Consider the following 24,960-nt stretch of genomic DNA (forward strand, 5'->3'; position numbering starts at 1 on the left):
CATAGACTTTCGATTGCTTATTTCACTAAGTTCATCAAACTACCAAAACTATCAATCACAGAATATTTCACTTCATCGCCCAATGATTGATTTTCTTGATTTAAAGTAGCGAAGAACTTTTTAGCACTGTCAATTTTACGTTTCTCTTTTTCCCTTAGGTCACTGTCTAGCATTGAGCCTTTAGTTTCTGCAACGAAATAGATTTGGCGCACTTTATCCTTATTGAAAGCAATTGCCCAGTCAGGGTTATAGCTACCAAAAGGTGTAGGGATATGGAAGCGATCAGGGAGTTTAGCGTAGACGACCACCTCATCTGCACCATCCAACTCCTCAACAAATTTACGCTCATTATCAGAGTCGGTGACTACATAATCCCAAATATGACGCTCTGCCTTGTATGCCTGTAATGGAACATTCTCATTACTTACAAATATTTCATTGTCAGGATAAGTGCTATCTAAAGGATTATATTTCAGTCCTTGAATGACCATTTTTGCTTGCTGTTCGTTGATGATACGACTCATTTCACGAATGAAAGCTTCTGGATTTAACTTAAACTGTGCAAATACCGCAGCGTTAATTCCCTGTAAGATACGGGCAACCGTTTTACGAGTGAGATTTGTATCATCAGCAATATTGCCAATCAGGTCATAGGTCACTTGAGACTGAATAGAAATATTCGCAACCTCAGTTTTTGAAGTCACCTTCCCAAACATTTCTTTGGCTTTGACTTGCTCATAGGTGGATTCATCATTCTGCGTTGCTTCCGCAAGTTTATAACTCAGCGTTTCCACAAATTTGTTGTTACGCTCTTTAGCCGTACGTTCAACAGCACTAATGCTTTGCTCAATGAGTTTTTCAGAATCTAAATGAATCTGATAAACCGCTTTTCGATTAATTCGAGACCATAAAGCCTGAAACTCTTTACGTTCTAAATTGGCTTGGTTGATCGTATTGGTTAGCTTTTTATTGCCATTATCAGCCATACCCTCCAAAGCTTTAGGATCAAACAGCCCATCAATCAGCTTGTGAATTTGCTCAGTATAAGCCACCAAACTTTCAGGCAATTCAGCAAGCGTACCTTGCTCTTTCGCTTCGTGATATTTTGGCGTGAGTTGTTTCTTTGTATCAATATACTTTTCAGCAATAAGATGATGATAAATTTCTGTCGCCATCTCTGTTGTTATTTCTATATTTGAGCCGTTAGATAATTTAATGATTTTACCTTTAAAATATTCTTCGGATGCTTGTGTTGGTCTAGTAGAAATAGAACTCAAAAGTTCTGACTGTAGATTCGACACAAACTCTTTGTAACTTTCATTGGTCACAACTGTGAGATTATTCAGTTTATGAATTTCTCCTAATGCCCCTTGGAAATGGTTGGCATCCATACGTTCGCCAAATTTATTCACTGCAAGGCGCATACCACGGCCAACTTCTTGGCGACGAGAAATTACATTATCTGAATGCTTTAAAGTACAGATCACAAACACGTTCGGGTTATCCCAACCTTCCCGTAACGCTGAGTGAGAGAATATAAAACGAGTTGGCTCTTCAAAGGAAAGTAGGCGTTCTTTATCTTTTAAAATCAGGTCATAAGCGTCTGTATCATTGGATACCTGAGCTTCTTCAGCTTTTTTATCAATTGCTGGATTGGCAAGACGTTTTGATTTCTTATCAATTGAGAAATAACCGTTGTGAGTACGGTCTACCTCAATTGCTTTCAGATAGTCAAAATATGGGTCATTTTCTAAGTTTAGATCCAGAACTTCATTGAGTACCTGTTGATACTGTTCCTTGAAAATTTGAACGTATTCGCCATCTACAGGATTATTATCCTCATCATATTGACGATATTTTGCCACTTCATCAATGAAGAAAAGACTCAAGACTTTAATACCTTGATTATATAACTGGCGTTCTTTTTGAATATGTGCCCGAATCGTTTCACGGATCTGAATGGTTCGCATGATCTTTTCATCAACATGCCCCAATGCTTCACCTACATGAATTTTGGTACCATTTAAGAAAGTCACCGAGTTATCTCGTGCATCAATGTCTGAAACGACATAACGGTCATTGTATTGCTCAGCTTTATTGGAAATATCATAAAGGTTATCACCTTGACTAACCTTCCTTACTTCACGTTTAAAACCATTCTTGGTTTCAATCTCAACTTCTAGGCGAGCGACAGGTGCAGATTTAGATACAATGATGTCCTGTAAATATAAATAGCCATGTGTTCCTGATAATCCTTGGACTTCTACACCCTTAACCGTGATTTTTTTCACAAGTTTTTGGTTATAGGCATCCAAAGCATCCAAACGGTAAACAAGGTTATAATTGCGCTTATGTGTCGCGGAATAGCGCAGAATAAACAATGGGTTGAAGTTAGATAAAGACTCTAGGGTTTTATCCGCCCCCATTTTTTGCGGTTCATCCAAGATCAAAATTGGACGATTACGACTAATCACATCAATTGGACGACGAGATTGGAATTCATCCAGTTCATCATAGATACGACGGTTATCTTTACCTGTGGCATTAAAGGCTTGAACGTTAATCACCATGACGTTGATCCCACCATTCGAGCTAAAGCTTTCCAAATGGTGTAATGCTTTGGAATCATAGATAAAGAAACGGGCCTTTTTGCCGTACTGTTCTTGAAAGTGATCAGCCATCATATTTAGGCTTTTATAAACACCTTCTCGAATGGCAATGCTTGGTACGACCACAATAAATTTCGACCAGCCATACTGCTTATGCAGTTCAAACATGGTACGGATATAACAATAGGTCTTACCTGTACCTGTTTCCATTTCAATATCAAGGTTTAATTGGCTTTTGGTTAGATTCTTGCCTTTGCCATTATCATCCGTGATCAATTGAGATGATCTTTGTAATCCACTTGCTGCTTGTACTTCCTGAATGTTTTTTAGTACAGCTTGCAGATCAAAAATATGGGCATTCTCAAAACCAACATCGGCAATCACTTTTTTAGCCTTGCCACCTTGTAAGTCCAAGGTTTCTTCAAGCATATCAACCTGTGCCGTTGCTTTTTTAGCTTTAGCTGCACCTTGGTCGATCATATAACGATGACCTTCAGAACGTGGTTGTCCTTTAAAGCAATCCACAATCGCTTGTACAGAATCTTTCTGATAACCAAGGGTTTTAAAACGGATTTCCATTATCTAACCCTCTTAAAGAAATTTCACTTCAGTATCAGGAGAGAGCTGTTTAAAGCGTTCTTTGATATTGGTTTTATCATGGTCCAGATGAATAGCTTTTTCTGCTGATACGAAGCGTAAAGGATGATCTTTGGCAACTTCATCGACCACATCAAATGTTAAATCATCAAAGCATGCGACAAGACTATTGCCTGCAACATAGAACACTTCTTTTCCTGCAACAGTTTTAAGTTCAATCGGCAATGAAAGCTCAAGCCCCCAATCCAACATGACTTGGAACAATAAGTCTTCAGAACTACGATCTGCTTTAATATGGTCAGCTAAATCTAAAATATCGGCTTGTTTTAAAGCATCTGGCGTGTAATACACATCCTTCATATTGGTTGTGTCAATTTTTAGAACTCGGAACCCAATATCTAAGTTTTCAATACCTTCTTTATTAGCATTATCTTCTAAAATTTTTTTACCTGCACGACGAATACGTTCTTTTGAAATCTCTGAAATTGTATTATATCCAGCTTTATATGCATCAGATTTTTCATCTGTTTGCTCAGGTAGCTGAACCATTATAAATTTTCGATCGCAGCCATCCTCTGCATTAATTTGCATAACAGCATGGGCTGTTGTAGAAGAGCCTGCAAAAAAATCTAAAACTATATCGTCTTTCTGAGTTGATAAAAAAATAATTCTACTTAACAATCTCACGGGTTTTGGTGTATCAAAATAAGATTCTCCATCAAATAATTTGCGTAATTCTTGACTAGCCTCTTGATTATGTCCAACCTCATTAAATTTCCAAATTGTTTGAGATTTAATACCGTCTTGCACCTCTGTCAGAAATCTTTTAATTCTTGGGACATTTCCACCATCAGAACCAAACCAAATTCTATTGTCTTTCGCCATTTCATGAAATTTAGATTCAGAAACCCTCCAACTTCTACCAGATGGAGGATCATATTTATTACCATTAGGTGTTGTTATTGTGTAAACACCTGTTTTTTGTAAATCTTTACGTAACAAATTATCAGAGATCCATACTCCTCTAGGGTCATTATCATAGTTTTTATATCTCTCATTCATTTCAGATGTTCTAGGTAATAATTTTATACTTAACTCATTCTTATTTTTGGCATAACATAAAATATGATCATGGTTTTCAGAGAACCATTTCGCATCATTTTGAGGCGCAAATTTTTTTTCCCAAATTAAGTTAGCAACAAAATTATTTCTTCCAAAAACCTCATCTAAAATTTTTCTTAAATTATCTTGTTCATTATCATCAATACTAATGAATATTACACCATCATCTTTTAATAGATTTCTTGCTAATTTCAAACGACCTATATCATACTGAGCCAGTCAGAGTGAAAACGTCCGTTGGTTTCAGTATTCGCAATTAAGCGATTGCCTTCTTCATCTACTTGATTCGAACGTTCAAAAAACTCATCGGTACTTTCTGCAAAATCATCTTCGTAAACAAAATCTTTACCCGTGTTATATGGCGGGTCAATGTAAATCATTTTGACCTTACCCAAGTAATTCTCTTGCAGAAGTTTCAGGGCTTCGAGGTTATCACCTTCGATAAACAAGTTTTCTGTCTTATCAAAATTAACGCTTTCTTCACGGCATGGGCGCAAGGTTTTTGCAATTGGAGCATTGGCCGTTAAGATGGCTTCTTTTTTCCCCACCCAATCAAGACGATAGCGTTCTTGCTCACCTTCAACCAAAACTTGTGAAAGTTCTTGTTTAAGCAAGTCAAAATCTACCGCTTTTTTTAATTCACCATTTTCATCTTTGGTTTCGGTAATGCAGTTTGGGAATAGTGCTGAAATCTTTTCAATGTTTGCATCCACAAGATTGGGTGAGTGCATTTTTAACTTGTCCATCAATATACCTTTATATTTAATTCACTAATTTGTTTAAATCAGATTCAAGTGCATGAATATGCTTATTGAGTTCAACCTTACGATTAAACTGTTTTTCAGTTCTCAACTTGGATTTCAGCTTATCAAGCTGCTTTTGCAAGCTTTCAAGCTGTTGAGATTTTTGCAATTGAAGTTCAATAGAAACGGATTCATCATCGTTTTCTTGATCTTTACTTGATGCAATCGGCAATATCTGTGCGATGAAATGTTCATATAGATCAGCCAGTTTTAAGTAAAGCGGCAATTCAATACGATCATGATCTTCTAGCCACTCAGAAGCATAATATTGACCTATCACCGCTTTAGTTTTGTCTGCTTGATTCAAACGCTTATAGGTTGCAACAACTTTAACTTTATCCTGATAAACAACTTCAAAAATAATTGGAGTGAGAATGAGTTTATCAATGAAAGATAGTATTGACACATCTAAATCTTCAACCCGACTTTTCACTCGAAAGATTTGAATTTCCTTCAAATCTTCCTGATCTTGGAGGTGAATTGTAGATGAAGCCAACTTGTACGCCCACCGTATATTTTCCACTTGATTAACAAATAGCTGTTCGATCTTGGTATTGGCTTTTCCTTGTTCATAAAACTTATTTTTCGGAATTAACCGATCCACTTTAGCCTGCTGCGGAAACTTATATAACTTCATGCTTAAGGCTCTTCAATCACAATAAAGCTAATCAGCTCAAAGTCGTTTAATCCAGAAACCACATCTACCAACGCTGATGTAGTCAAGCCTGAAAACAGGCTATCAATATCTTTCTCAGCTTTTACGTCCTGAATGGTATGAATCACAATATCCAACAATTCTGAATATTGGCTCATATCTCGTCCATCATTGGTTTTCTCATTAAACTTTTCATACGCCTCAGGAATCGGATGATCTTTTCCTCGACAGGCTTTACGTGCTACATCCAATAGATATTTGGCTTGGGTATAGTCATAAACGACTTCACCGCCTTGGTTAATATAAACCAAATAGTACGGGTATAAGCGGTTGCTTTGGCTGTTAGGCGACTCAGGATGTCGTGCTCTTAGGGTGAAAATGACTCCCGCATTTAAACCGAGTTCTGGCTGTGCAGGCACAACAGTATGTAGTCCATTCGGTAATCGCTCCAATTCAGGATGCTCTTCCATATAGCCAAGCAAATCCATACGGAAGTCATTTAGACCTAAATCAGTAATCGAAACCCCTGTATTGGCATCTTCCAAATCTAAAACTTCAGTTTGTAGCTTTTGCAATTGTTCACGACGATAGGCAATATCATTGGCTTGGGCACTGAGGACGTTGTCATCTCCCGTACTGGTCATATCGACGATCACCATGCGATTCTCGACCCGTTCTCGCAGGTTAATATATTCATCCAGACTGATATCAGGCCAGTAATTAACGAGCTGAATAACGCTGTTTGATGAGCCAATACGATCCACACGCCCAAAGCGTTGAATGATGCGTACAGGATTCCAGTGAATATCGAAATTAATCAAATAATCACAGTCCTGTAAGTTTTGTCCTTCAGAAATACAGTCGGTTGCAATGAGCACATCAATTTCTCTGGACTCTTCAGGGAATATGTCTGCTTTTTGCTTTGATTGTGGAGAGAATAGAGTCAGTAAGCCCTGCATATCATAACTTTGACGACTTCCCACTCTGGTCTTGATCGTTGAAGTATTATCACTGCCGATCACTTTGGCACTGTGCAGACCATAGGTTTCTAGCAAAATCGGAGCAATATGCTCATAGATATAATTCGCTGTATCCGCAAAGGCAGTAAATATGATGACTTTACGGTTATTGGCATTAATTGGGTTCTGAATTTTCTCAACAACATGCGCTTTAAGATGCTGTAGTTTGGCATCCTTTTCAGCATTAATTGGCTGAATCATTCGCAGTAAACCGAGAATAATGTGGTAGTCACCGTCTAGATCCGTTTTCCAGCTCAACAGATCCATATCAGCCAAATGAATTTTGAGCTTATTGCCAATGAGGTCTTCAGTATTAAGCAATTCGCCATTCTCATCCTCATCATATCCAAAGTCGGGTGAAATACTGACTTCATCATCCGCCTGACGAGCTTCAAAGTCCGCAATTTTAGCGAGTACATTTTCAATATTTTTCTTTAAAACGTTCAGTGTCAGCCTAAACGCATGGACAGAACTTTCTAGGCGTTTCAGCAAGTTGACCGTCATCAAAGCCTGTAAACTTTTTTCACGGTCTACCTGCCTTAATTTACCTTTGCCTTCTACACGAGTATCAAAAATTTCTTCATACTTTTTTAAAGCACTTGGAAAGATATAACTGACTGGTGCATAGACTGACATCTTGATTAAGGACAGATCTGCATAAATTTGATTCAGAGAAACACTATCCTGATCAGTCGATAATGCACAACGGAATGAAATCGGCTTGAGTCGTTGAGGGAACTGTCCAATATCTTTGGTGTCATAGAAAGTTTGAATGTGTTTTCTTGAACGAGCAATTGTCACGCTATCCAACAGCTTAAAGAAATCGAAATCCAGAAGGTTAAGAATTGCTTGAGTTGTCCGCTGGGCAGGATCTAGTTTTGCCCAGGCATTAAAGCTGGCCTGTGCTCTACGGAATATGGTTTCTATATCACGTTCAGTATCGAGCTTATTTTCTAATAAAGCTGCATTGCCTTCATAAGCAAGGGCGAGCTGATTCTTGAGGTCAGTAAAGTGATTATTTACTGGCGTAGCAGATAACATCAACACTTTGGTTTTCACGCCCTGACGAATCACTTGATTCATTAAGCGGTCATAACGTGTTTCACGATCCTTAAACGTGCCACGGTTACGGAAGTTATGCGACTCATCAATCACAACTAAGTCATAGTTGCCCCAATTGATTTTTGCCAAATCTATACCTAGGGTTTCACCACCTTTACGAGAGAGATCCGTGTGATACAGCACATCGTAGCTAAAACGGTCTTTAGCAAAAATGTTCGTGAATAGGTTGGCGTTATAATTCGTCCAGTTTGCTCCCAATTTCTTAGGGCATAAAACCAGAACACTCTTGTTTCGTAATTCGTAGTATTTGATTACGGCCAAGGCAGTGAAGGTCTTACCTAACCCCACACTATCCGCCAAAATACAGCCATTGTAGGTTTCAAGTTTATTGATAATGCCTACTGCTGCATCTTTTTGGAAATTGAACAGCTTATTCCATACCAAGGTATCCTGATATCCTGTGAGATCATTCGGCATCACATCTGCATTGATATCTTCCAAGAAGTCTTTGAAGATGTTGTAAAGCATTAAGAAGTAAATACGTTCAGGTGGATTTTCCTGATAGACAGACTCAATGTGTCGAATAATTTCACTGGTGACATCTTCAACTTTTGAGGGGTCATTCCAAATTTGATTGAATAGCTGAATATAGGTTTGCACCATCGGTTGCTCATCAAAGCAGTTCACCATATTGGAAATCGCATTGCCTTTTTCAAAACCGAGTCCCATCGGGGTAAACCCTTGAATAGGCATATAGGTTAAAGACTGCTCAGGTTTTTGGATGCTGATAAATTCCTGCATCGGCGCATTGCTATTATTTGACTTAAATTTTGCTTTTCGTCGTATCCAATCTGCGCATTCTTTAGCAATTGCTTTTTGTGATAACTGATTTTTTAAGTGAATTTCAAATTCTGTCCCGTACAGACTGCTTTCACGGTCTTGTTTAGGAATAACAAACTCACGTTTTTCCTTTTTTAGCTTATCCGTCACATTATCCGCAACAAAGGTCGGGGATGTAAAAACAAATTGCAGTTCTTCGATCTTTTCTAATTCTTTTTTTAAATTAGCAAAGGCATAGATAGAAAAATATGAAGCAGCGATCTTCAATCTAGATTTACTATTTAAATTGTTCCCAATATCGGAACCCAATGTGCTGTTGATGTTATCAATAAGTTTCATTAGAAAAAAAATAAATTTGATATTAATTATAATATCTTATTGTTATGTAATATGCTTATACCCTATTGTCTAACTGCAAAAAAATCACTATAAAACTCGTAACTTTCAATGAATTTTTAGATAAAACAATTTTACAAATCAAAATCAACGTGCAACCTTCTTATACCAACAAAAAATAAATTTATTTCTTCTGTAAATACAATTTGTTATAACTAAAAAATCATCAGAACATCACCTTCCCCAATGGCTAATTTATCTACTGCAATTCAACATTTTTTAATGGCTGCTCCATCAACAAAAAATGAAATCATATCATTTCTGCAAGCTTATTCTCCGTATGTACAGCTACAATTCATCAGTAGCATCTATATCGGAAGAGATCACTTACACGCTGAACAATTAAGCCCCCTTTCTGAAATTTCTACAATTGTTGCTAGCCACATCAACCCACAAGAATATAGCCAATTAATTTATGAAAAAGGATTAAATGTAACAGTATATTTGAAAAAATTTTTATTCTGTTCTAATAATTCATACTTTGATATCAATCAACTCTAACAACAAGTTTGAAAATAATTCAGCCTAAACTAGCTTAGGCTGTTTTTTCAATTTAATTTCACATCATAATCAATTCACCGCCCTCACACTCCCCTTCAGCCCCTGCTGCATTTCCTGCACAAACCCTTCCCCTTGATTTGGCTTCGATTTTGCTTTGGCTCTCGCTATAGACTGTGTCTGTTCAACTCCTTGGTTCACAGTTTCATCTGCATCACTATAAAACTCCTCGATCAAATCCAATCCCTCCTCTGCATTGACTTCAAACTGTGCATTGGCAAAACCCTGCCGTGCAATCTGATCTAATGCCGTCTGATCAAACCCTGCTTGTTTACTTTGCTGGTCAATCTCTTGCGCCATTTGAATAGCTTGTCGCAGATTAACCCCATCTTTCAATGTTAAATCCACATAGTACACAGGAGTACGATAGCTTTGTGTGGTGGACTTGCCTCTTAGTGTAAGTTGCAGTGGTAGGCATGAAAGTAAACCATTCGATGCAGCGTGGTAGTAACTCAGTCGTGCTGCCAAAGTCCGAATGCTGTTAAAGCCAGTGGTTCTAAAAATAAATGTACCGAGTTCATCCGATTCATCTAAGTTCACATGCAAGCGTCCAAAAGGTTTACAGTTCCCTCCTTGTGCCAATGGACATAAATCAGGTGATGGGCATGGTTGCTGCTCAACGCCTTGATTGGTGAGTCGCTGACAGGTTTCACCATTGCCTACACAGACAGGTCGTCCTGTTTGTCGGTCGAATAAGGTGTACTCAGCTCTCAGATTCAGTTCAGGATCATTGAAGATCATCCGTACTGGAATGGTACGGAGTTTTTGATTTGGTGCTTTACTGCGTAATTGCTCATCAAGCGGATGCTTAATCCATCCCTCTTTGCTTTGAATTTGACTGGTAATGGTAAATTGGTCGTCCTTTTCAGGCAGTCGTTTACCGTTCTTTTCAACGACTTTACCAATACTGATACGTCCAAGAATCGGTGGTGTAATCGCTAAACCTTTAATCATGATAATTTTCCTCTAAATAAAATTTTACTGTTGACCCTTTGTTATGTAAGCAAATACAAAACCGTTTAAAGATCAGATGAAATGCAAAGACCGCCATTGTTGGCCTACCGCTCCTTCGAGAGTCGGTAGGTCGGGGGTGGTTTTTTGCGCTTTTTTGAAGACTGGAAATATTGATGTGATGGATTCAGTCATCGGTATAGATCTGAAAACGTCGTGTCCCTGCTTTGTTTTGCGGAAACTGCTCAAGCATTTCTGGGTGAAGTTTGAGTAAGGCTTTGCTGTCTAAACTGATTGAATCTTTGGATTTCTTCCACGTCACCGAACCATTGGCAAAGGTTGCTCGTTCAGCATCTTTCATCAACATCTGGATTTGATGCTTAATTTCATCAAAGTTTTTTTGATGCTGCTCAATGTGATGCTTTTCTTGAATCAGTTGAGCAAACAATTGATTGGCTTGTTCGTTATGACTCAAGTCTTCAACAGTTAATGGAATATGTTGCGGATAGAGCTGCTGTATAGCTTTGGCTGCCGACTCACTGGCATCCACATCAGGTGGTGTGTCTTTTTCCACACACTCCCAAAAGTAACGCTCTGCATTGACGATATGCTCAATCACCGATTCCGAACGTATCACTTTATAGATACGAGTTTCATGACCACAGATCAGCACACAAATATGTGCTGCCTTTTTGCCTGTTACAGCGAGTTGATGTTGCACCTGACACAGTACGTATAAAGGCACGCCATCTCGCCATAACTTTGCTCCATATTCTCCTGCGGTTTTGCATTCTAAAATCTGTACTTCCTCACTACCTACTACCGAGTAATCTAAGTTAGCCAGCATAAAATGCTTATCCTCATCAGGATGTTGTAGTACGGCATTGATACGACGAACTTTGTTGTTGGTATGCATGCTGTAGTATTCAGCGACCAAAGGTTCAAGTTGTTTGCCCCAATATAAAGGGGCATGACCTGCGCTTTCATCTTCAATGGATTGTTTGACTCGACCTGTCTTGATCATCCATAGTTCAAGCATCGACATATAGGGATTGAGTCCACACGCTGCGGCACAATCACTACTACCGATGCCTTGACGACGTACTTCAAGCCATTCTGCTTGAGTCATGTTTTTGGTATTGACCAAGCGTTTGGCTGTGAATAATTTTGGGGCAATAAATGGAGTACTTGCCTGTTGAATGGATGGATTTAAAATTGCGGTATTCATATTGAAGTCCTGATTATTTTGCTATGTAAAATGATGGGGATCACAAAAAATGGGCATAAAAAAACCACAGCCGAAGCTATGGTTTTAATAATTTTTAAAATTCTAAATTCCATTTAAAAATGCTTAGTTAGGTCTAACTTTCCATGATTGAAAAATGTATATTTCGCACTATGCAAGCATGTTAAGTGCCTGTTCCAATCCTCGTTGTTTGATCGATGCGCCAGCACCAAACCAAGCTGAATCAAGTCGGTGATCGGTACTCATGGCACGACGTTCGTGGTCTATAAATTCCGTGATTGAACACAGTAATCCATAGGCTGTTCCTTTGGCTGAACTTAGCTCCGCACCTCGTCCTTGACCATTAAACATTTCCATAGCTCGACTCATCGATCTCGCATTTGGTTCAGCTTTGTCCTTGCCATTGGCTTGGGCTTGGGCTTGCAAGGCTACATCACGGTAGAACTGAATGATGTTATCCTCCTGATCTAATACGTTGTTCATGGTGCTGTTATTGAATACTGCATCAAAGTAAGCGGATGCTTCCATCTGACTCACCTTACGTTGTGTCAGTTGCTTCATTTCATACATGTGTTCATCCCATGCACGTACTGAAATACCCAATTGCTGTTTGACCCTATCTGCATCAAATTTAGTACTGTGTGGAACTTTGACCACACCTGCACTGCTGTTCTGTCCTTTTAAGGCAATCGCTAAAGTGTTGTTACACACCACTCGGATCGAGGTAAATTGTGCGGTGGTGGCAAGGGTTCCGTCACATGCTGTTGCCAAGAGCATATAGCCATTACTGACATCTTTGCCCTTTAATATGGATGTTTGCCCTGTCCGAGCCAGTGCCCAGAATTTCTTACCACCTTTAAGCACGCCTGCAGTTTCAAGCTCAAAGCCTGATTGTTCAGTCAAGTCACGATAGAATTCTAAAATCTCTCGTGGTTGAACTTCCTGAAAGCGTTGGCTAACGACTGATAGTGGTGCATGGGTGTCTGAGCGATAAAGTACTCGTTGCTCTTCATAAGGTATGATGATACTTTGCCCACGTTCATTCTGTGCCATATAACTGACATTGGAAGACTCAATCCGCCAGTCCATGCCTGCCTGCTGTGCCCAGACTTCAATCGGTTGGTTTTGACTTAGTTGATTACCTAGACCATGCCAAGGGGTATCACCGACATAAGCCATTTGTTCAAGTTGATGTGCCATAGTTATATTCCTTTTAAATTGAAAATGAAATTTGAATCTGTGTGGATATGAATATTCTTTAGTGCAAAAGATGAGTTGGAAATTTTTGGTAGCAGTTGTGGCAAAAGCACAAATTCTGCTGTGATGGTGTGCTTTGTTCAGTGAATGAATTCAACACACTACCCAATACTGTTCCTGCAATTCCACCGACAATCGGTGGCAGATTGAAAGACTTTGCGACCGTGGTTCCCAATGCACCCAATGTGGTCGGTGTGACCAAATTGGTTAAGGTTGTATTTGATTGTTGTGTACTTGCTTCAACCAATATCACATTCGTTGAATGACAAAAGGGACAGCTCAAGCTCATGGCTCGACTCCTTAAATTTTGGGCACAAAAAAGCCTGCTCGAAGGCAGGCTCTGTTTTCATATTTTCATGTGATCTCAAAAGAGCTTCATGATTCTCATTAGGATGTTATGTATGTGAAATTATTTGGAATGAATTAAAATTTACTTTTCAATTAGTAAATGATCTCTCCAATTTTTTAAATACAACTATTGATATTATTCCAACACTCAAGCAGGTTTAAGCTGATGAGAAAGATTAGGCTGTGCTGAACCGGGTTTAGCAAGTTCTCTATAAATATCTAATTGACGATTAATCTCATTAATTTTTGACTGTAGATCAACTGATATAAAATTACTTGATTCACCAATAGCCACCCAACCAGCTTGAACTTTTTCCATTTCATTACCTTTTTGCAACTTATGTAAGATCCATTGGTTCAGATGATAAGCACGCATATAGGCTTCATGTTGATAGATCAATAAAGTACTAAAAACAATAATACGATCAGCATTATTCAACATATGAGTTTCAAAACTTTGTAGCTGTTTGAATAGCACATTTGTTCGATGGATCAATAAATTTTCATTGAACCACGCTGGACCGACCAAGGCAATGTGAGTTTGTCTTTTTGATGTTAGTAAATATGAAATAGAGAACACAGTATTAGCAGTGTTCTCTATTAAAAATTCAATATTTATAAACCTCTACGGTTTTTTGAATCGATCACACCTTTACCGAAACTACGCATGTAGGCTGAATCCTTCACTCGAGGATGTTGTTGTTCTTTTTCTTCATTCACCAAATAAGGGACAACGTAATACAGAAAATTATTAAGTTTATTTTCATCATGACGATGAATCATTCCAATGCCTAAAATCCCCATCTCTTCATAGATCGCCATATAGTCAGGATGGTTACAGTTAAAAATATAACCATATCCATGAGTAATCTGCTTCCAGCACTCACCGACCCACTGCCCCATCATAAAACCTTCTTTATGTATATTTCCATCGTACATAAGCAAGAGATGGCAATGGTAGCCCTTGCTTATGCCATGCTCTAAAGCCCATGCATAACCATGTAAACCACTAAAGCAAGTATCCTGATCTGCGATACGCCGAAGCAAGACCCCTAAGGCTTGGTTAAATACCTGAATGTTGTATAAGGCTTGATATTCTTTCTTGATAGATAGATCTACTCGAACAACTAATGTTCTCGCATAATGATGAATGAGTGTGGATGCATATTCAAAAAGGCTCTGTTGATTCTTTAATTCACGTTGTTGATGTTCAATTAGTTGCTGTTGAACACAGCCTGATAATGACTGGATATAAGTCAAAATATGCCATACAGTCATTTCATCAAAATCTTTAATAGATTCATAATTTGCCTGTGGCATTTGGCTCAGTGTGTAATCAACGGTCTTCACCACCTCAATGAATATCAGCACAGCATTACAATAGTATAAATTAGCGTTATAGATTGGCTTAAATGACTGAACTAATTTTTGTAGGTCTATCATCAGGTTTTGATGATATAGATCATAACTACCTAAGCAAACTTCTTGAATGAAATGGTCTACTGCTGCCAATACTTCTGCTTCATGGTAAAGCTGATCATATTGAATATTCTGGTACATTTGGATTCTCTCTCGAAACATAAGGTTCATATCTAAGAGAGAGATGTAAAATTTTACTGATCATGATTCTCTAGCAGGATGTTGTAGTCATCCTGCTCAGTTAAATGCTTAAAGGCTTTGGAACATACTATAGGGTTAGTTCTACATGTTTTTAGTGACTTGATATGGATACGTTATCTATAGCTCATTTGAGTATGGGCTATACTGAACTAAGCAACTCATAGTACTTACTCAACTAGATAAGATATTGTTTATATTATTAATATATTACTTATAATTAATAATATAAGATACCTGTTAAGTACCTTAAGCTATTACCTCGGTAAGATCATTGAACCATATGATGCTAACCATCGATGTATCCAAAGATATATCGAAATTTACTTAGGCTAAAGTTACGCCAATAATTATTTTTGAGCTATGATGAATCCCCTTAGTCCCCCCCCTAACATTCAAGATGAAAGTTTAACAAAAAGAGTTGGTTCTCAAGAAACTTATGAGCTTAAAGTATTTAACGAAAATGAAGCATATCGTCAACTTGAAATCATTCTGCTCATTTTGTATTTAGAAAAAAATGGAACAAAACCGATCTACTTACCGCATCAAAAAAAGCAAAATACTTATACTATTGTTGATAAAAATATACATGAGTCACTTAGAAGAATTGATCCTCATTACCTTGAAGATAAAACTTGCACAAGTCCTGAAGTGGACTTATTTCGCAAGGTACTGAAAGAAAATATAACGCTTCATCATTTAACAGTTAGTCAGAGTGATTTTTGGATTCGAAGTCATAATGATGCTATTGCCCTAGCACCCAACCAATTTATTTTAAAAGCTGAAATTTTAAATGAATTTTGCCATCAGATTTCCTGTTCAATTGCAAGCGATACAAGCTATCAAAAAGCATCCCAATTACGCCAAGAAAAAAGTATTAATCAGAATAAGAAGATCAAACGACTTGTTCGAAAATTATTTAATACATTCAGAAAATTACTTGTCATTAAAATGGATTTTTTCATCCATCCTGATCATACAGTCCCACTTGAATTACTAAAAATTTACTTGCGGGCGTTCATCAAAAAACTTCACGCACCAAATGATAAAGTCCCACCGATTGTTGGTTTTGTTTGGAAATTAGAATACTCAGACTTGAAGAGATACCACTATCACTTCCTATTTTTTATGGATGCAAATGAGTTTACAGAAAATCATAACTTTGCCGATAAACTTGGTGAATTATGGCAAAGCATAACCTTAAAAAAAGGGGTTTATCAAAACTTCAAGCATGACAAGCCTGTTGGTAAAAATCTTGCTATCGGCGTTATCACTCATGATGACCAAGAAAAAATTGACGCATTGCACCTAATGATAGATCACATCACCAAGACAGAGCAGTTTATTATCGAAAAGGGTCAAACTAATCAACGAACATTTGGCTACAGTACTCGTAAGTATGCAACAAGATAAATCAAGTAATTTACAATGATTTAGCTAGATTTATTGCAGAAGAGTAATTGAAAATACTTTAGAATCTACTTCCATCAAGGGCGTAATACTATCAGCTTAAACAACAGGGTTTTCATGAATACACCAATAAACCAATTAAGTTTGATGACATCCCATGATCAAATACATTTTTGCGTAAATGTATATAACCTTTCTATTATGCACAAAATTTCAGCAATAATCACAAACCCAAGTTATAGTGCATTCAAACAAAAAACGACTAAACATGGTAAGCATTATGTCTGTAAATCTCCACAAATCTACGAAGTATATGAACTTTTACAAAATTTTCCTGGCATAAGCCAAGTGTTTCTCAAGCATAAATTTTACAAACTTAGTCAAAGTGTAAAAGCATTACATAAAGCTTATTCAGATTTAGGATTTAAATTAGGTAGACCAATCAATCCTTTATTTTTACCTAATGAGCAATATATACAAGACATCTTACCTATTGTAGATTCTTTTGAAAAAGAACTAAAAAAAGACTCAACGACTCGGATAGCAATGGCGGATCGACTTCAACGCTTAGAGCTTATTAATGAGTCAAAAAAAGAAAATGCTCGAGTGATGAAAAAGCTTTTCAAAACCCAGCAACGATTTAACCTTAATATTTTTACATATGTATTCGATATGAATAAATGTGAGTTCCGCGATAAATCATTTATTGAGCAAGGGCTTACAAAACAGATTTCACAAATGATTGATAAATTTTATGATAATTATCAAACTGAAATTTTAGATTTATTTTTCCGTGTTCAACGTGATTTATCAAATAACTATGTACTTACTGTATATAGTGCTACTGAACGTGAATGCAAACCACTCTCGATGAAAGAGTTCATCCCACTAAGAAATGGCAGTTATCTCATCGTTTCACCGCATACAAATATTATATTAACTGCCCATGAAGTTGATTATCCGATGGATATTCAAGATGTCGAGGGTACAAATGAAAAAACATGGAAAGCAATCTTCGGAGAAATCCTTTTCAAATACCACTATTTCTATTATGAATCAGAATATGTTTCACCAAAATTCATTTACAAAAATTGTGGCACAAACTCTAAATAGATGGACTGAATACCATTTTTTAATCCTTAAGAATTAGTATATAAAATACATAATTGCACTCAACCTGTATTCAATAAAATTTCCTTCAATATTTCAGGTTGATTCCTTAACTCATGGATGATGGTTTCAGCAATGTATCCACCACTGTAAGGCATTTTATACCCAAATTTTTCCATCTCTTTAGACGGGTATTTTGCCTTGAGTACCTGATTCAATTTTTTTAGCTCCATCTGTAATTTTTCTATTTTTTTAGCTGCTGAAGCAGTAGTTATTTTTCTAGTTATACCCTCTAGCTCGACAATGGCTTGCTTCGCTGACTGCTTATGCCACCCTAGTTTATCAAGCATTTCTTGCTTAAGCACGAGTTCAGACTTAATCCACTGAATATCGTATTCCTCAAAAGCTTTGTCCAGATCAACAAGTACAGAGTTAACTGCTTGATTTAAAGTCTTCCATTTACCACGACGTGCCACTTGTTCCCGTAAAATACGATATATAATTTCACGTCTTGGGTATAAATGCTTGTCGTAACGAGCTTTGACTGCAATGATAGCCTTTGCACTTTTCGCAAGTGTAGGGTTCTGAATAAACTCCAATCCACCAAGCATTTGCACAGAAGCAATTAAAATATCTGAATATTGCCTTTGAAAAATTTTGGCAGGCAAGTTATTTACTTCAACCCTTAATGTATTAAGTTGTATTAAAAGCTCAGCGAGCTGAGATGGTTTGAAGGGAATATTTAAATCAGCCCCCATCATTTCAGCAAAAGAAATTCTTTCCTCATTTACTGAAAAATCATTCTGCTGCATTCTTTTTATGATTTTTTCTTTTTTATCTATGCATGATTGATTCTCCGTTGCAGTTGATTCATCATCCAACTCACACTGATAGTAGTAGCAAAAGTTTAACCATATATCCTGCTCAAGCAGCTCTACGTTTGATAATTTTTTATTATTCACAAGTTATTAAATTACAGATAATTAGATAGCATAATACTACTATTTTTTTAGATGCACGTACTGCTCTACTTTAAATCTTTTCTAAATTTTATAGTGACCTCATCAACAAACAGAACTAATCACTTAAAAATACGCGTTGCTCTCTGACCTGTATTTAAAGCTAGAAATTAGTTCTTTCATCTAATTGTTATGACTACAAAAGGATCAAAGGTATGGGCTACTTAACATCTAAAGAAATTCGCCACAAACTTAAAAATTGCTCTCCTTCAACATTATGGCGTTACCAACAACCTAATCAAAAAATGTTCGAACAACCGATGCCACAACCTATTAAAAAATGTGCTGGCTCTTCTAGTCTTTGGGATGAAGAAATGTTTAATGAATGGCTACTCAAATATTTCAATAACAACCAAATGAGTAATCTGTCTAGCTAGACAGATTACTTAACTTTTTCCACCATTTTTTATAAGCTTTAGACATCTCTTTTTGATAATCATAATAGTCATATGTCCCCTGTTCTCCTGGCATCACATGTCCAACCATCAGTTCCGCAACATCCCTACTCGTAAACGCACTGAAATTTGTCCTAGCTGTACGCCGTAAATCATGCATAGACCAATGATCCATTTCAATTTTATAATTCTTCCTTGCAAATTGCATGAAGTTATAAGGGGTATCTGTTGGCCCACTACGCCCCATTGGCTCTTTGCCATTTTCATGTGGGAAAATGTATTCAGAATTACTCAAATCAATTGCCGTCTGAAGCCACGGTTTGATCTCATCAATAATAGGTCGAACAATGTCCCCTTTACTTTCTCCTGTCTTATGATTTTCATACGGTACTGTCCATGTATTTTTACTAAAATCAAAATCTGATTTCCGTGCAAGCCTCAACTCACTATATCGATTACCATAAAACAAACATAACTTGAGAAATAAAACATTCCTTAATGATGTTCTAGACTCATCACAAATTTTAAAAATTAAAGATAACTCATCATCTTGTAATACTCGAACAGTTTTATTTTTCTTAATATTCAAGTCACGTTTTCCAGTGATATGTCTTATGGGGTTTTGCTCAATTAATTTTCGATTGATCCCCCAATCCAAACACTGCTTTGTATTCGTAAGAATGCGATCAGTTATCGATGGTGACTGTTTAAATTGCTCTTCTAGTAAATCTAACCACATATGTAATGTGATTTGCTCAGCAGGTATGCTACCTAACTTTGGGAAAACATAAAGTTCAAATGATCTCAAATATTGATCTGCATTCTTTTTATTAGGAATACTATATTTCGCATGCCACTCACGAAATAACGCTTCAAAAGTTATAGCCTCTGTGATCTTGTGAAGCTCTATCTTTTTATGAATACGTGGGTCATGTCCCTTTTCTAAAATTGCTTTCATTTTCTGCAATTCAATACGAGCTTCTTTAAGGCTCATATTTGGATAGGTTCCCAAGTCTAAACGAGCTTGCTTATCGTTATATCGAAAACGCATCTGAAAAGTGAGCTTTCCTTTTTGCGATACACGAACGCTCAATCCATCTTGATCAGGTTCTGTATGTATAGCTGAACGTTCACGATCTAGATTCTTCTTAAGCCAAGTATCTGTTAAAGGCATTTTACTCCACCTGTGTACATATTTTTTCAAGTAGCTAATTCTAGAAAATATGTACACACATATGTACACAAACATACTGACTAGACTTGAAATCTATTGAACGGGGTTGAAAGATATGTCAGATAAAGAATAGCAATATTTTTATACTTTTACAGCACTTACGATGATTTTATTATTATATTTGAAATAGGTTGAATGAGCTTGAATAGATATCAAATATTTGGGTGGGAAATGATGGCAAATGTGCGGCGTTGAGCAACCTGTGCCGCTAACTCATCTTTAAAACTCATGAAATACACCTACTGCGGAGATTGCAGTGCCAAAGACCTAAAGTCGATCAAAATAAAAATTGGCGTAATTGTAGCAGATTTATAGAACTGTTTAATGATTGTTGATAAGCCATGAGTTATTCACAAACTTTTTAGATCTTTTTTGAGAATGTAGTTTAGCTCCTTAGAAATTTTACAATTAAAAAAGCCCACCTGTTTAAGATGGGCTTGATTAAGACTTAATAGAATCTTTACGCCAATTTCTTTTCTTCAATGAATTGAACATCGGCAATTTGTGCATCCCAGAACTCATTCCATAAAGCACAGTAATCAATACATAGCTTGGTTAAGCTTTCATAATCATCTTTTGTAATTGCTTGTGCTAATGCAAACCACAAGTCATCTTCATGATCGTCATCAGCAGCCTCAGATGTTTCATCCGTAGATACCCCATGTACATGGTAATAACCACCACCTTCAACATCGATATTTACGAATTTAGTTGCTTGACGTAATGGAGGACTAAAAAGAATGACTTCCTCCTCTGCAACAGCTAATAATGCCACGACGTTAATATAACTATCATAAGAAGATTCTAAAAATGATCTAACCTGATTAGCGATTTTTGATGGTTTATAATTGCGACGGTCAAGTTCCGTTAAACCATAATCATTTAGTAAATCTTCATATAAAGGATAATGAGCATATTCAGGATTACCCAGATAGTAATTATCTTTGTCTAAACCAGGGCGAAAACCAAACTCATCAAGTATATTTAAACTTAATAATACCCGTGGATACATCTTCGCTCCAGAGTGGAGTTTAGGTTCCAATTGTTTTGTTAAAAATTGAGCCTTTAATAAAGCATCAGTAAAAATTTGTACAATCGCATGACGATATTCTAAATGAATAAGAGTCAAACGTTGTTTATCAAGATATCCACCGTTTAACAGTTCAATAGCAGGATGGTTGCAAACTGGTAACTCTGCAATCGTTTTTCTTAACTGTTTAAGAAATTGTAAATTTTCATCCCATTGTTTTGCAGGAATACTATTTTTCATCCCCTGCAATGCTTTTTCTCTTGGATTATTAAAATCTTCAAATTTTTTTAACATAATGATTCTCTGTAAAAAGTTTTTCTTATAGTTAAGTTATAGGCTCTCTCTTTATTACAATTTTGCATTCAATTGCTAAAATAAATTCCGCACACCCATACTTAACAAGTTGATACTATGTGTATTATCTCAACAAATCAACGGATTAATTAATAATATTTAAAAAAGTAAACTATTACCAATTAAATATATAATATGTTGTTTTTTAAATCAACCAAGCTATTGAATAAATATAATTTTTTAAATACTATAAAATAAGTTTTATTTAAGCTTATACACTTTACAATAGCAAAGTTAATCAAAAAATATCCGCAACGGGGAACCCGATGACAAAAAGAGAAACTATTATAACAACAGCAACATCCCTCTTTAACCAAAAAAGCTATACTTCTATTGGTGTTGATCGCATTATTGCTGAGTCAAATGTTGCAAAAATGACTTTTTATAAATACTTTTCTTCTAAAGAAGCCTTAATTGAAGAATGTCTTTATAAAAGAAATTTAGAGATCCAATATTCAATATTGGAAAAAATAAAAAATACCAACAACCCATTGATTAAATTAAAAAAGATATTTAATTGGTATATCGATTGGATTAATACAGATGACTTTAATGGCTGCTTATTTAAAAAAGCGACAATAGAAGTCATGCAATTGTACCCTTCTATTAAGCATCAAATTAATGAGTATCGGGAGTGGATTTACTCATTAGTTTTCTCAGCTCTTTCAGAGTTAGAAGTAGAAAACACAAAAATCCTAACAGGGCTCTTTCTTAACATTGTAGATGGAATCATTATTGATGGCACTATAAATAAAGGAAAGATTAATCCAGAACAAACGTGGTCTTATATAAACAAAATTATTGAATTAGAAACAGTTCGAGAGTATGCAACTATTTAATTTATAAATTAATTAAATAGTTATATTTTAATAAAGATAAAAAGTATTTTTTAATTCGGTGGAGTCTAATCTCCAACTCCACCCAAAATTTATCCAAACCTTAAAAATTAATATTTCTATTTAGCTTCATCCTCATTAATTCCAATTATTATATAAACTTCACAATATTTTATAATAATTCTTTTTACTCCTTATATTCTATAAAATATAAACATCAATTTGTTAGTAATACTTTATACTCGCAGTATATATTCATAAATTATTATATGTAAAATACTCAACTAACTGAGAAGCTAATACTATTCACTACTACAAATATATAGGTGTTTTTTAGAAGATAAATTTATTTTAATTAATTGTTCTTTAAAGATAAAATTAAAAGGAAATATTAGGTTTAAAAATCGATATAGAAAAGATTAAGCGAAGTGAGCACCTTGAGATTCAATCAGTTGATCGACGTGAACAGGCATTCCTAATAAATACCCCTGAAATTGCTGACAACCTAAACGGGTTAAAATTTCAACTTGCTGTTGAGTTTCCACCCCTTCCGCTGTTACGGTTAAACCTAACTTTTTAGCTAAATGTATTATACTTTCTAATATAACTTCTTCTTTTGAGCCTGGTTTTAAGTCAACGATAAAACCACGATCAATTTTCAATTCATCTACAGGTAAATCTTTTAAATATAAAAAGCTTGAATGGCCTGTTCCAAAATCATCAATTGCGACTCGAATGCCCATATCACGTAGTCGCTCACAAGCTCGAATACTTAAATCAATATGCCGCATTGCTGTTGATTCAGTAATCTCAACAATTAAGTGATGGGGTTGAATTTGATATTTTTTTAACAATGCTTCGAGCGTACTAAATAATTTTTTATTTTCAAACTGTAAGGCCGATAAATTCACTGCGACTGGATAAAATGGGGTGTTACTGCGTTCCCACTCTTGAATTTGCAGGCAAGCTTGCTCAAGTGCCCAATATCCCATTGGAATGATCAAACCCGTTTTTTCTGCACCTTCTATAAACATATGCGGTGTGAGTATTCCTAAAGCTGGATGATTCCAACGGATTAATGCTTCAACACCACAGACCTCAAGATTCGTATTAAATTTTGGTTGGTAATATAGGATGAACTGCTTTTCTTCTACGGCCTTATAAAGATCATTGATCAGTTTTGACTGACTTCTCGTTTCTTGTTGGTGGGTTGAATAACTAAAGATGGTGTAAGTATTTCGGCCTTGTTCTTTAGACATGAGCATCGCGGCATCAGCGTTCATGAGTAAGTCCTGAACATTTTGTCCATGCTCAGGAAATAGTGCCACTCCTAAGCTTGCAGAGATATTAATTTCTTTACCAGAAATCTGATAACTCTCTTGAATCAGCTGTAAAACTTTCTCAGCCAAAATAACTGCTTCATCGGCATTTGTATTTTCAGCAATAAGTAAAAACTCATCACCGCCAATTCTAAGTAGTTTGCACTTCTCATTGAGTTGCCAATGTAAGCGGTTCGCCATCTGAATAAGTAATTGATCACCCACATGATGTCCAAATGCATCATTCACCGATTTAAATCGGTCTAAATCAATATATAAGAAAGCAATTTTCTGGTCTTTGTATCGATGATCTGAAAGTAATACTTCAGCATAATCCACTAAATAAAGGCGGTTAGGTAATTTGGTTAAATTGTCTTGTATAGATAGGTTAGCTAATTCTTTATTTGCCTTACGCAGCTCTAAATTCTGTTGAGTAAGGCGTTGCTCTAACATTGCAACAATAAAACTTGCTACGAGTACCAAACAGGTGACTAGAATAATTGTAAATAATAATAAGTCATGCTCAGCCTGATATTGGCTAATAAATTTATCAGTAATATTCGTCGCAATAAGCGCTGTGTAGTGCATCCCCATAATACTTAAGGTCATCATAACCGAAAATGCGATTTTTAAAGTTAAGCGATATCGTTCAGTGTCTTTTAATTTATAGGCGAGTAAAAACGCTAGCCCTGAACCACTCATTGCAATTAATACAGAAAATAAAAGTAAAAACGAAGTGTAATCTTTTTTATAAACATTAATATTCCAGCCCAACATGCTAATGTAATATGAAGCTGAAATTCCGATTCCCATAATAATCGAGCTCAAAATGAGTCTAAATAAAGGGAGCGTAAAACGCGAAGTCAACCACATCGCAATGCAAGATAACAATGCACTAATGGCATAAGAAATTGCAATTAAAGGAATATTAGAGTGAGCAGTATCAAACAGATGATAAGCTTGTATACCAACAATATGGACGATGCTAATTGCTAAGGCGAGTAGCAATCCATTAATAAATAAAATTAAGGACTCAAATTTCTTATAGACTTGCTTGAATATTAGCTGCTCCATGGAAATTACAATATAACAAATGAAGCCAGCTGCAATAAAAGAGCCGACGATCAATGTGCTATCGTAATCAACATGACCCATATTGGACTTCCATGATTA

At 36.2% G+C, this 24,960-nt stretch carries 18 protein-coding genes and 2 pseudogenes; 5 read left to right on the forward strand and 15 right to left on the reverse strand.

Annotation, left to right across the window (positions count from 1 at the left end):
- Positions 1–17 precede the first annotated feature (17 nt).
- The 4 genes and pseudogenes from WBW42_RS00340 to WBW42_RS00355 form a co-directional block, all read right to left on the reverse strand.
- On the reverse strand, positions 18–3,188 hold the full coding sequence (locus WBW42_RS00340) for a type III restriction-modification system endonuclease (protein WP_284105119.1): 3,171 nt from the start codon (positions 3,186–3,188) through the stop codon (positions 18–20).
- A gap of 12 nt (positions 3,189–3,200) precedes the next feature.
- Positions 3,201–5,074: pseudogene (locus WBW42_RS00345) on the reverse strand (site-specific DNA-methyltransferase).
- A gap of 16 nt (positions 5,075–5,090) precedes the next feature.
- Positions 5,091–5,768: a DUF4391 domain-containing protein gene (locus WBW42_RS00350; protein WP_284105120.1), complete on the reverse strand. Its 678-nt coding sequence runs from the start codon at positions 5,766–5,768 to the stop codon at positions 5,091–5,093.
- A 2-nt stretch (positions 5,769–5,770) separates the two neighbouring features.
- Positions 5,771–9,046, reverse strand: a complete 3,276-nt coding sequence (locus WBW42_RS00355) for a helicase-related protein (RefSeq protein WP_284105121.1) — start codon at positions 9,044–9,046, stop codon at positions 5,771–5,773.
- 243 nt (positions 9,047–9,289) lie between these two features.
- Between WBW42_RS00355 and WBW42_RS00360 the strand changes: the two genes are divergently transcribed.
- The gene (locus WBW42_RS00360) at positions 9,290–9,604 is read left to right on the forward strand and encodes a hypothetical protein (RefSeq protein ID WP_004782037.1); all 315 of its coding nucleotides are present in this window, start codon (positions 9,290–9,292) and stop codon (positions 9,602–9,604) included.
- A gap of 69 nt (positions 9,605–9,673) precedes the next feature.
- On the opposite strand, the gene WBW42_RS00365 is transcribed toward WBW42_RS00360, so the two are convergent.
- From WBW42_RS00365 to WBW42_RS00390, 6 genes are all read right to left on the reverse strand, one after another.
- Positions 9,674–10,615, reverse strand: coding sequence for a recombination directionality factor (locus WBW42_RS00365; protein ID WP_284105122.1), 942 nt, complete (start codon positions 10,613–10,615; stop codon positions 9,674–9,676).
- Between the two features lie 184 nt (positions 10,616–10,799).
- A complete protein-coding gene (locus WBW42_RS00370) occupies positions 10,800–11,840 on the reverse strand; it encodes a YqaJ viral recombinase family nuclease (protein WP_284105123.1) in 1,041 nt (346 codons plus the stop codon).
- A 168-nt stretch (positions 11,841–12,008) separates the two neighbouring features.
- Positions 12,009–13,058, reverse strand: coding sequence for a DUF932 domain-containing protein (locus WBW42_RS00375; protein ID WP_109104446.1), 1,050 nt, complete (start codon positions 13,056–13,058; stop codon positions 12,009–12,011).
- A 58-nt stretch (positions 13,059–13,116) separates the two neighbouring features.
- On the reverse strand, positions 13,117–13,404 hold the full coding sequence (locus tag WBW42_RS00380) for a hypothetical protein (protein WP_000058782.1): 288 nt from the start codon (positions 13,402–13,404) through the stop codon (positions 13,117–13,119).
- 207 nt (positions 13,405–13,611) lie between these two features.
- Positions 13,612–13,905, reverse strand: a complete 294-nt coding sequence (locus tag WBW42_RS00385) for a hypothetical protein (protein ID WP_228158188.1) — start codon at positions 13,903–13,905, stop codon at positions 13,612–13,614.
- Positions 13,906–14,078: 173 nt separating this feature from the next.
- Positions 14,079–15,023: a YagK/YfjJ domain-containing protein gene (locus WBW42_RS00390; RefSeq protein ID WP_109104448.1), complete on the reverse strand. Its 945-nt coding sequence runs from the start codon at positions 15,021–15,023 to the stop codon at positions 14,079–14,081.
- Positions 15,024–15,446: 423 nt separating this feature from the next.
- Between WBW42_RS00390 and WBW42_RS00395 the strand changes: the two genes are divergently transcribed.
- Together WBW42_RS00395 and WBW42_RS00400 are read left to right on the forward strand one after the other, a co-directional pair.
- Positions 15,447–16,493, forward strand: a complete 1,047-nt coding sequence (locus tag WBW42_RS00395; RefSeq protein ID WP_032014126.1) for a YagK/YfjJ domain-containing protein — start codon at positions 15,447–15,449, stop codon at positions 16,491–16,493.
- Positions 16,494–16,691: 198 nt separating this feature from the next.
- On the forward strand, positions 16,692–17,603 hold the full coding sequence (locus WBW42_RS00400) for a hypothetical protein (protein ID WP_284105152.1): 912 nt from the start codon (positions 16,692–16,694) through the stop codon (positions 17,601–17,603).
- Positions 17,604–17,662: 59 nt separating this feature from the next.
- On the opposite strand, the gene WBW42_RS00405 is transcribed toward WBW42_RS00400, so the two are convergent.
- The gene (locus WBW42_RS00405) at positions 17,663–18,562 is read right to left on the reverse strand and encodes a hypothetical protein (RefSeq protein WP_109104449.1); all 900 of its coding nucleotides are present in this window, start codon (positions 18,560–18,562) and stop codon (positions 17,663–17,665) included.
- 212 nt (positions 18,563–18,774) lie between these two features.
- Here WBW42_RS00405 and WBW42_RS00410 point away from each other — a divergent pair, with 212 nt between their 5' ends.
- Positions 18,775–18,996 carry a hypothetical protein gene (locus WBW42_RS00410; RefSeq protein ID WP_000541019.1) on the forward strand — a complete coding sequence of 74 codons (222 nt, stop codon included), beginning with the start codon at positions 18,775–18,777 and terminating at the stop codon, positions 18,994–18,996.
- Here WBW42_RS00410 and WBW42_RS00415 read toward each other — a convergent pair.
- The 3 genes and pseudogenes from WBW42_RS00415 to WBW42_RS00425 form a co-directional block, all read right to left on the reverse strand.
- Entirely contained in the window at positions 18,989–20,188 is a 1,200-nt protein-coding gene (locus tag WBW42_RS00415; protein ID WP_109104450.1) for a tyrosine-type recombinase/integrase, read from the reverse strand. The two genes, WBW42_RS00410 and WBW42_RS00415, sit on opposite strands and share 8 nt — an antisense overlap.
- A gap of 218 nt (positions 20,189–20,406) precedes the next feature.
- Positions 20,407–20,478 (reverse strand): annotated as a pseudogene (locus WBW42_RS00420) (hypothetical protein); the annotation flags it as partial.
- 230 nt (positions 20,479–20,708) lie between these two features.
- Positions 20,709–21,572, reverse strand: a complete 864-nt coding sequence (locus WBW42_RS00425) for a hypothetical protein (RefSeq protein WP_017482047.1) — start codon at positions 21,570–21,572, stop codon at positions 20,709–20,711.
- Positions 21,573–21,898: 326 nt separating this feature from the next.
- Here WBW42_RS00425 and WBW42_RS00430 point away from each other — a divergent pair, with 326 nt between their 5' ends.
- A complete protein-coding gene (locus WBW42_RS00430; protein ID WP_002117307.1) occupies positions 21,899–22,471 on the forward strand; it encodes a TetR/AcrR family transcriptional regulator in 573 nt (190 codons plus the stop codon).
- Positions 22,472–22,887: 416 nt separating this feature from the next.
- Here the strand turns inward: WBW42_RS00430 and WBW42_RS00435 are convergent, their stop codons facing one another.
- On the reverse strand, positions 22,888–24,942 hold the full coding sequence (locus WBW42_RS00435) for a bifunctional diguanylate cyclase/phosphodiesterase (protein ID WP_005066201.1): 2,055 nt from the start codon (positions 24,940–24,942) through the stop codon (positions 22,888–22,890).
- Positions 24,943–24,960: the final 18 nt, after the last annotated feature.

Source organism: Acinetobacter sp. LT1 (assembly GCF_059800965.1).

Coding starts and splice junctions, on each gene's coding strand:
- WBW42_RS00360 (WP_004782037.1), top strand. CDS start 9,290: ATGGCTAATTTATCTACTGCAATTCAACATTTTTTAATGGCTGCTCCA.
- WBW42_RS00395 (WP_032014126.1), top strand. CDS start 15,447: ATGAATCCCCTTAGTCCCCCCCCTAACATTCAAGATGAAAGTTTAACA.
- WBW42_RS00425 (WP_017482047.1), bottom strand. CDS start 21,572: ATGTTAAAAAAATTTGAAGATTTTAATAATCCAAGAGAAAAAGCATTG.
- WBW42_RS00370 (WP_284105123.1), bottom strand. CDS start 11,840: ATGAATACCGCAATTTTAAATCCATCCATTCAACAGGCAAGTACTCCA.
- WBW42_RS00375 (WP_109104446.1), bottom strand. CDS start 13,058: ATGGCACATCAACTTGAACAAATGGCTTATGTCGGTGATACCCCTTGG.
- WBW42_RS00410 (WP_000541019.1), top strand. CDS start 18,775: ATGGGCTACTTAACATCTAAAGAAATTCGCCACAAACTTAAAAATTGC.
- WBW42_RS00350 (WP_284105120.1), bottom strand. CDS start 5,768: ATGAAGTTATATAAGTTTCCGCAGCAGGCTAAAGTGGATCGGTTAATT.
- WBW42_RS00400 (WP_284105152.1), top strand. CDS start 16,692: ATGCACAAAATTTCAGCAATAATCACAAACCCAAGTTATAGTGCATTC.
- WBW42_RS00435 (WP_005066201.1), bottom strand. CDS start 24,942: ATGGGTCATGTTGATTACGATAGCACATTGATCGTCGGCTCTTTTATT.
- WBW42_RS00380 (WP_000058782.1), bottom strand. CDS start 13,404: ATGAGCTTGAGCTGTCCCTTTTGTCATTCAACGAATGTGATATTGGTT.
- WBW42_RS00340 (WP_284105119.1), bottom strand. CDS start 3,188: ATGGAAATCCGTTTTAAAACCCTTGGTTATCAGAAAGATTCTGTACAA.
- WBW42_RS00365 (WP_284105122.1), bottom strand. CDS start 10,615: ATGATTAAAGGTTTAGCGATTACACCACCGATTCTTGGACGTATCAGT.
- WBW42_RS00415 (WP_109104450.1), bottom strand. CDS start 20,188: ATGCCTTTAACAGATACTTGGCTTAAGAAGAATCTAGATCGTGAACGT.
- WBW42_RS00385 (WP_228158188.1), bottom strand. CDS start 13,905: ATGTTGAATAATGCTGATCGTATTATTGTTTTTAGTACTTTATTGATC.
- WBW42_RS00390 (WP_109104448.1), bottom strand. CDS start 15,023: ATGTACCAGAATATTCAATATGATCAGCTTTACCATGAAGCAGAAGTA.
- WBW42_RS00355 (WP_284105121.1), bottom strand. CDS start 9,046: ATGAAACTTATTGATAACATCAACAGCACATTGGGTTCCGATATTGGG.
- WBW42_RS00430 (WP_002117307.1), top strand. CDS start 21,899: ATGACAAAAAGAGAAACTATTATAACAACAGCAACATCCCTCTTTAAC.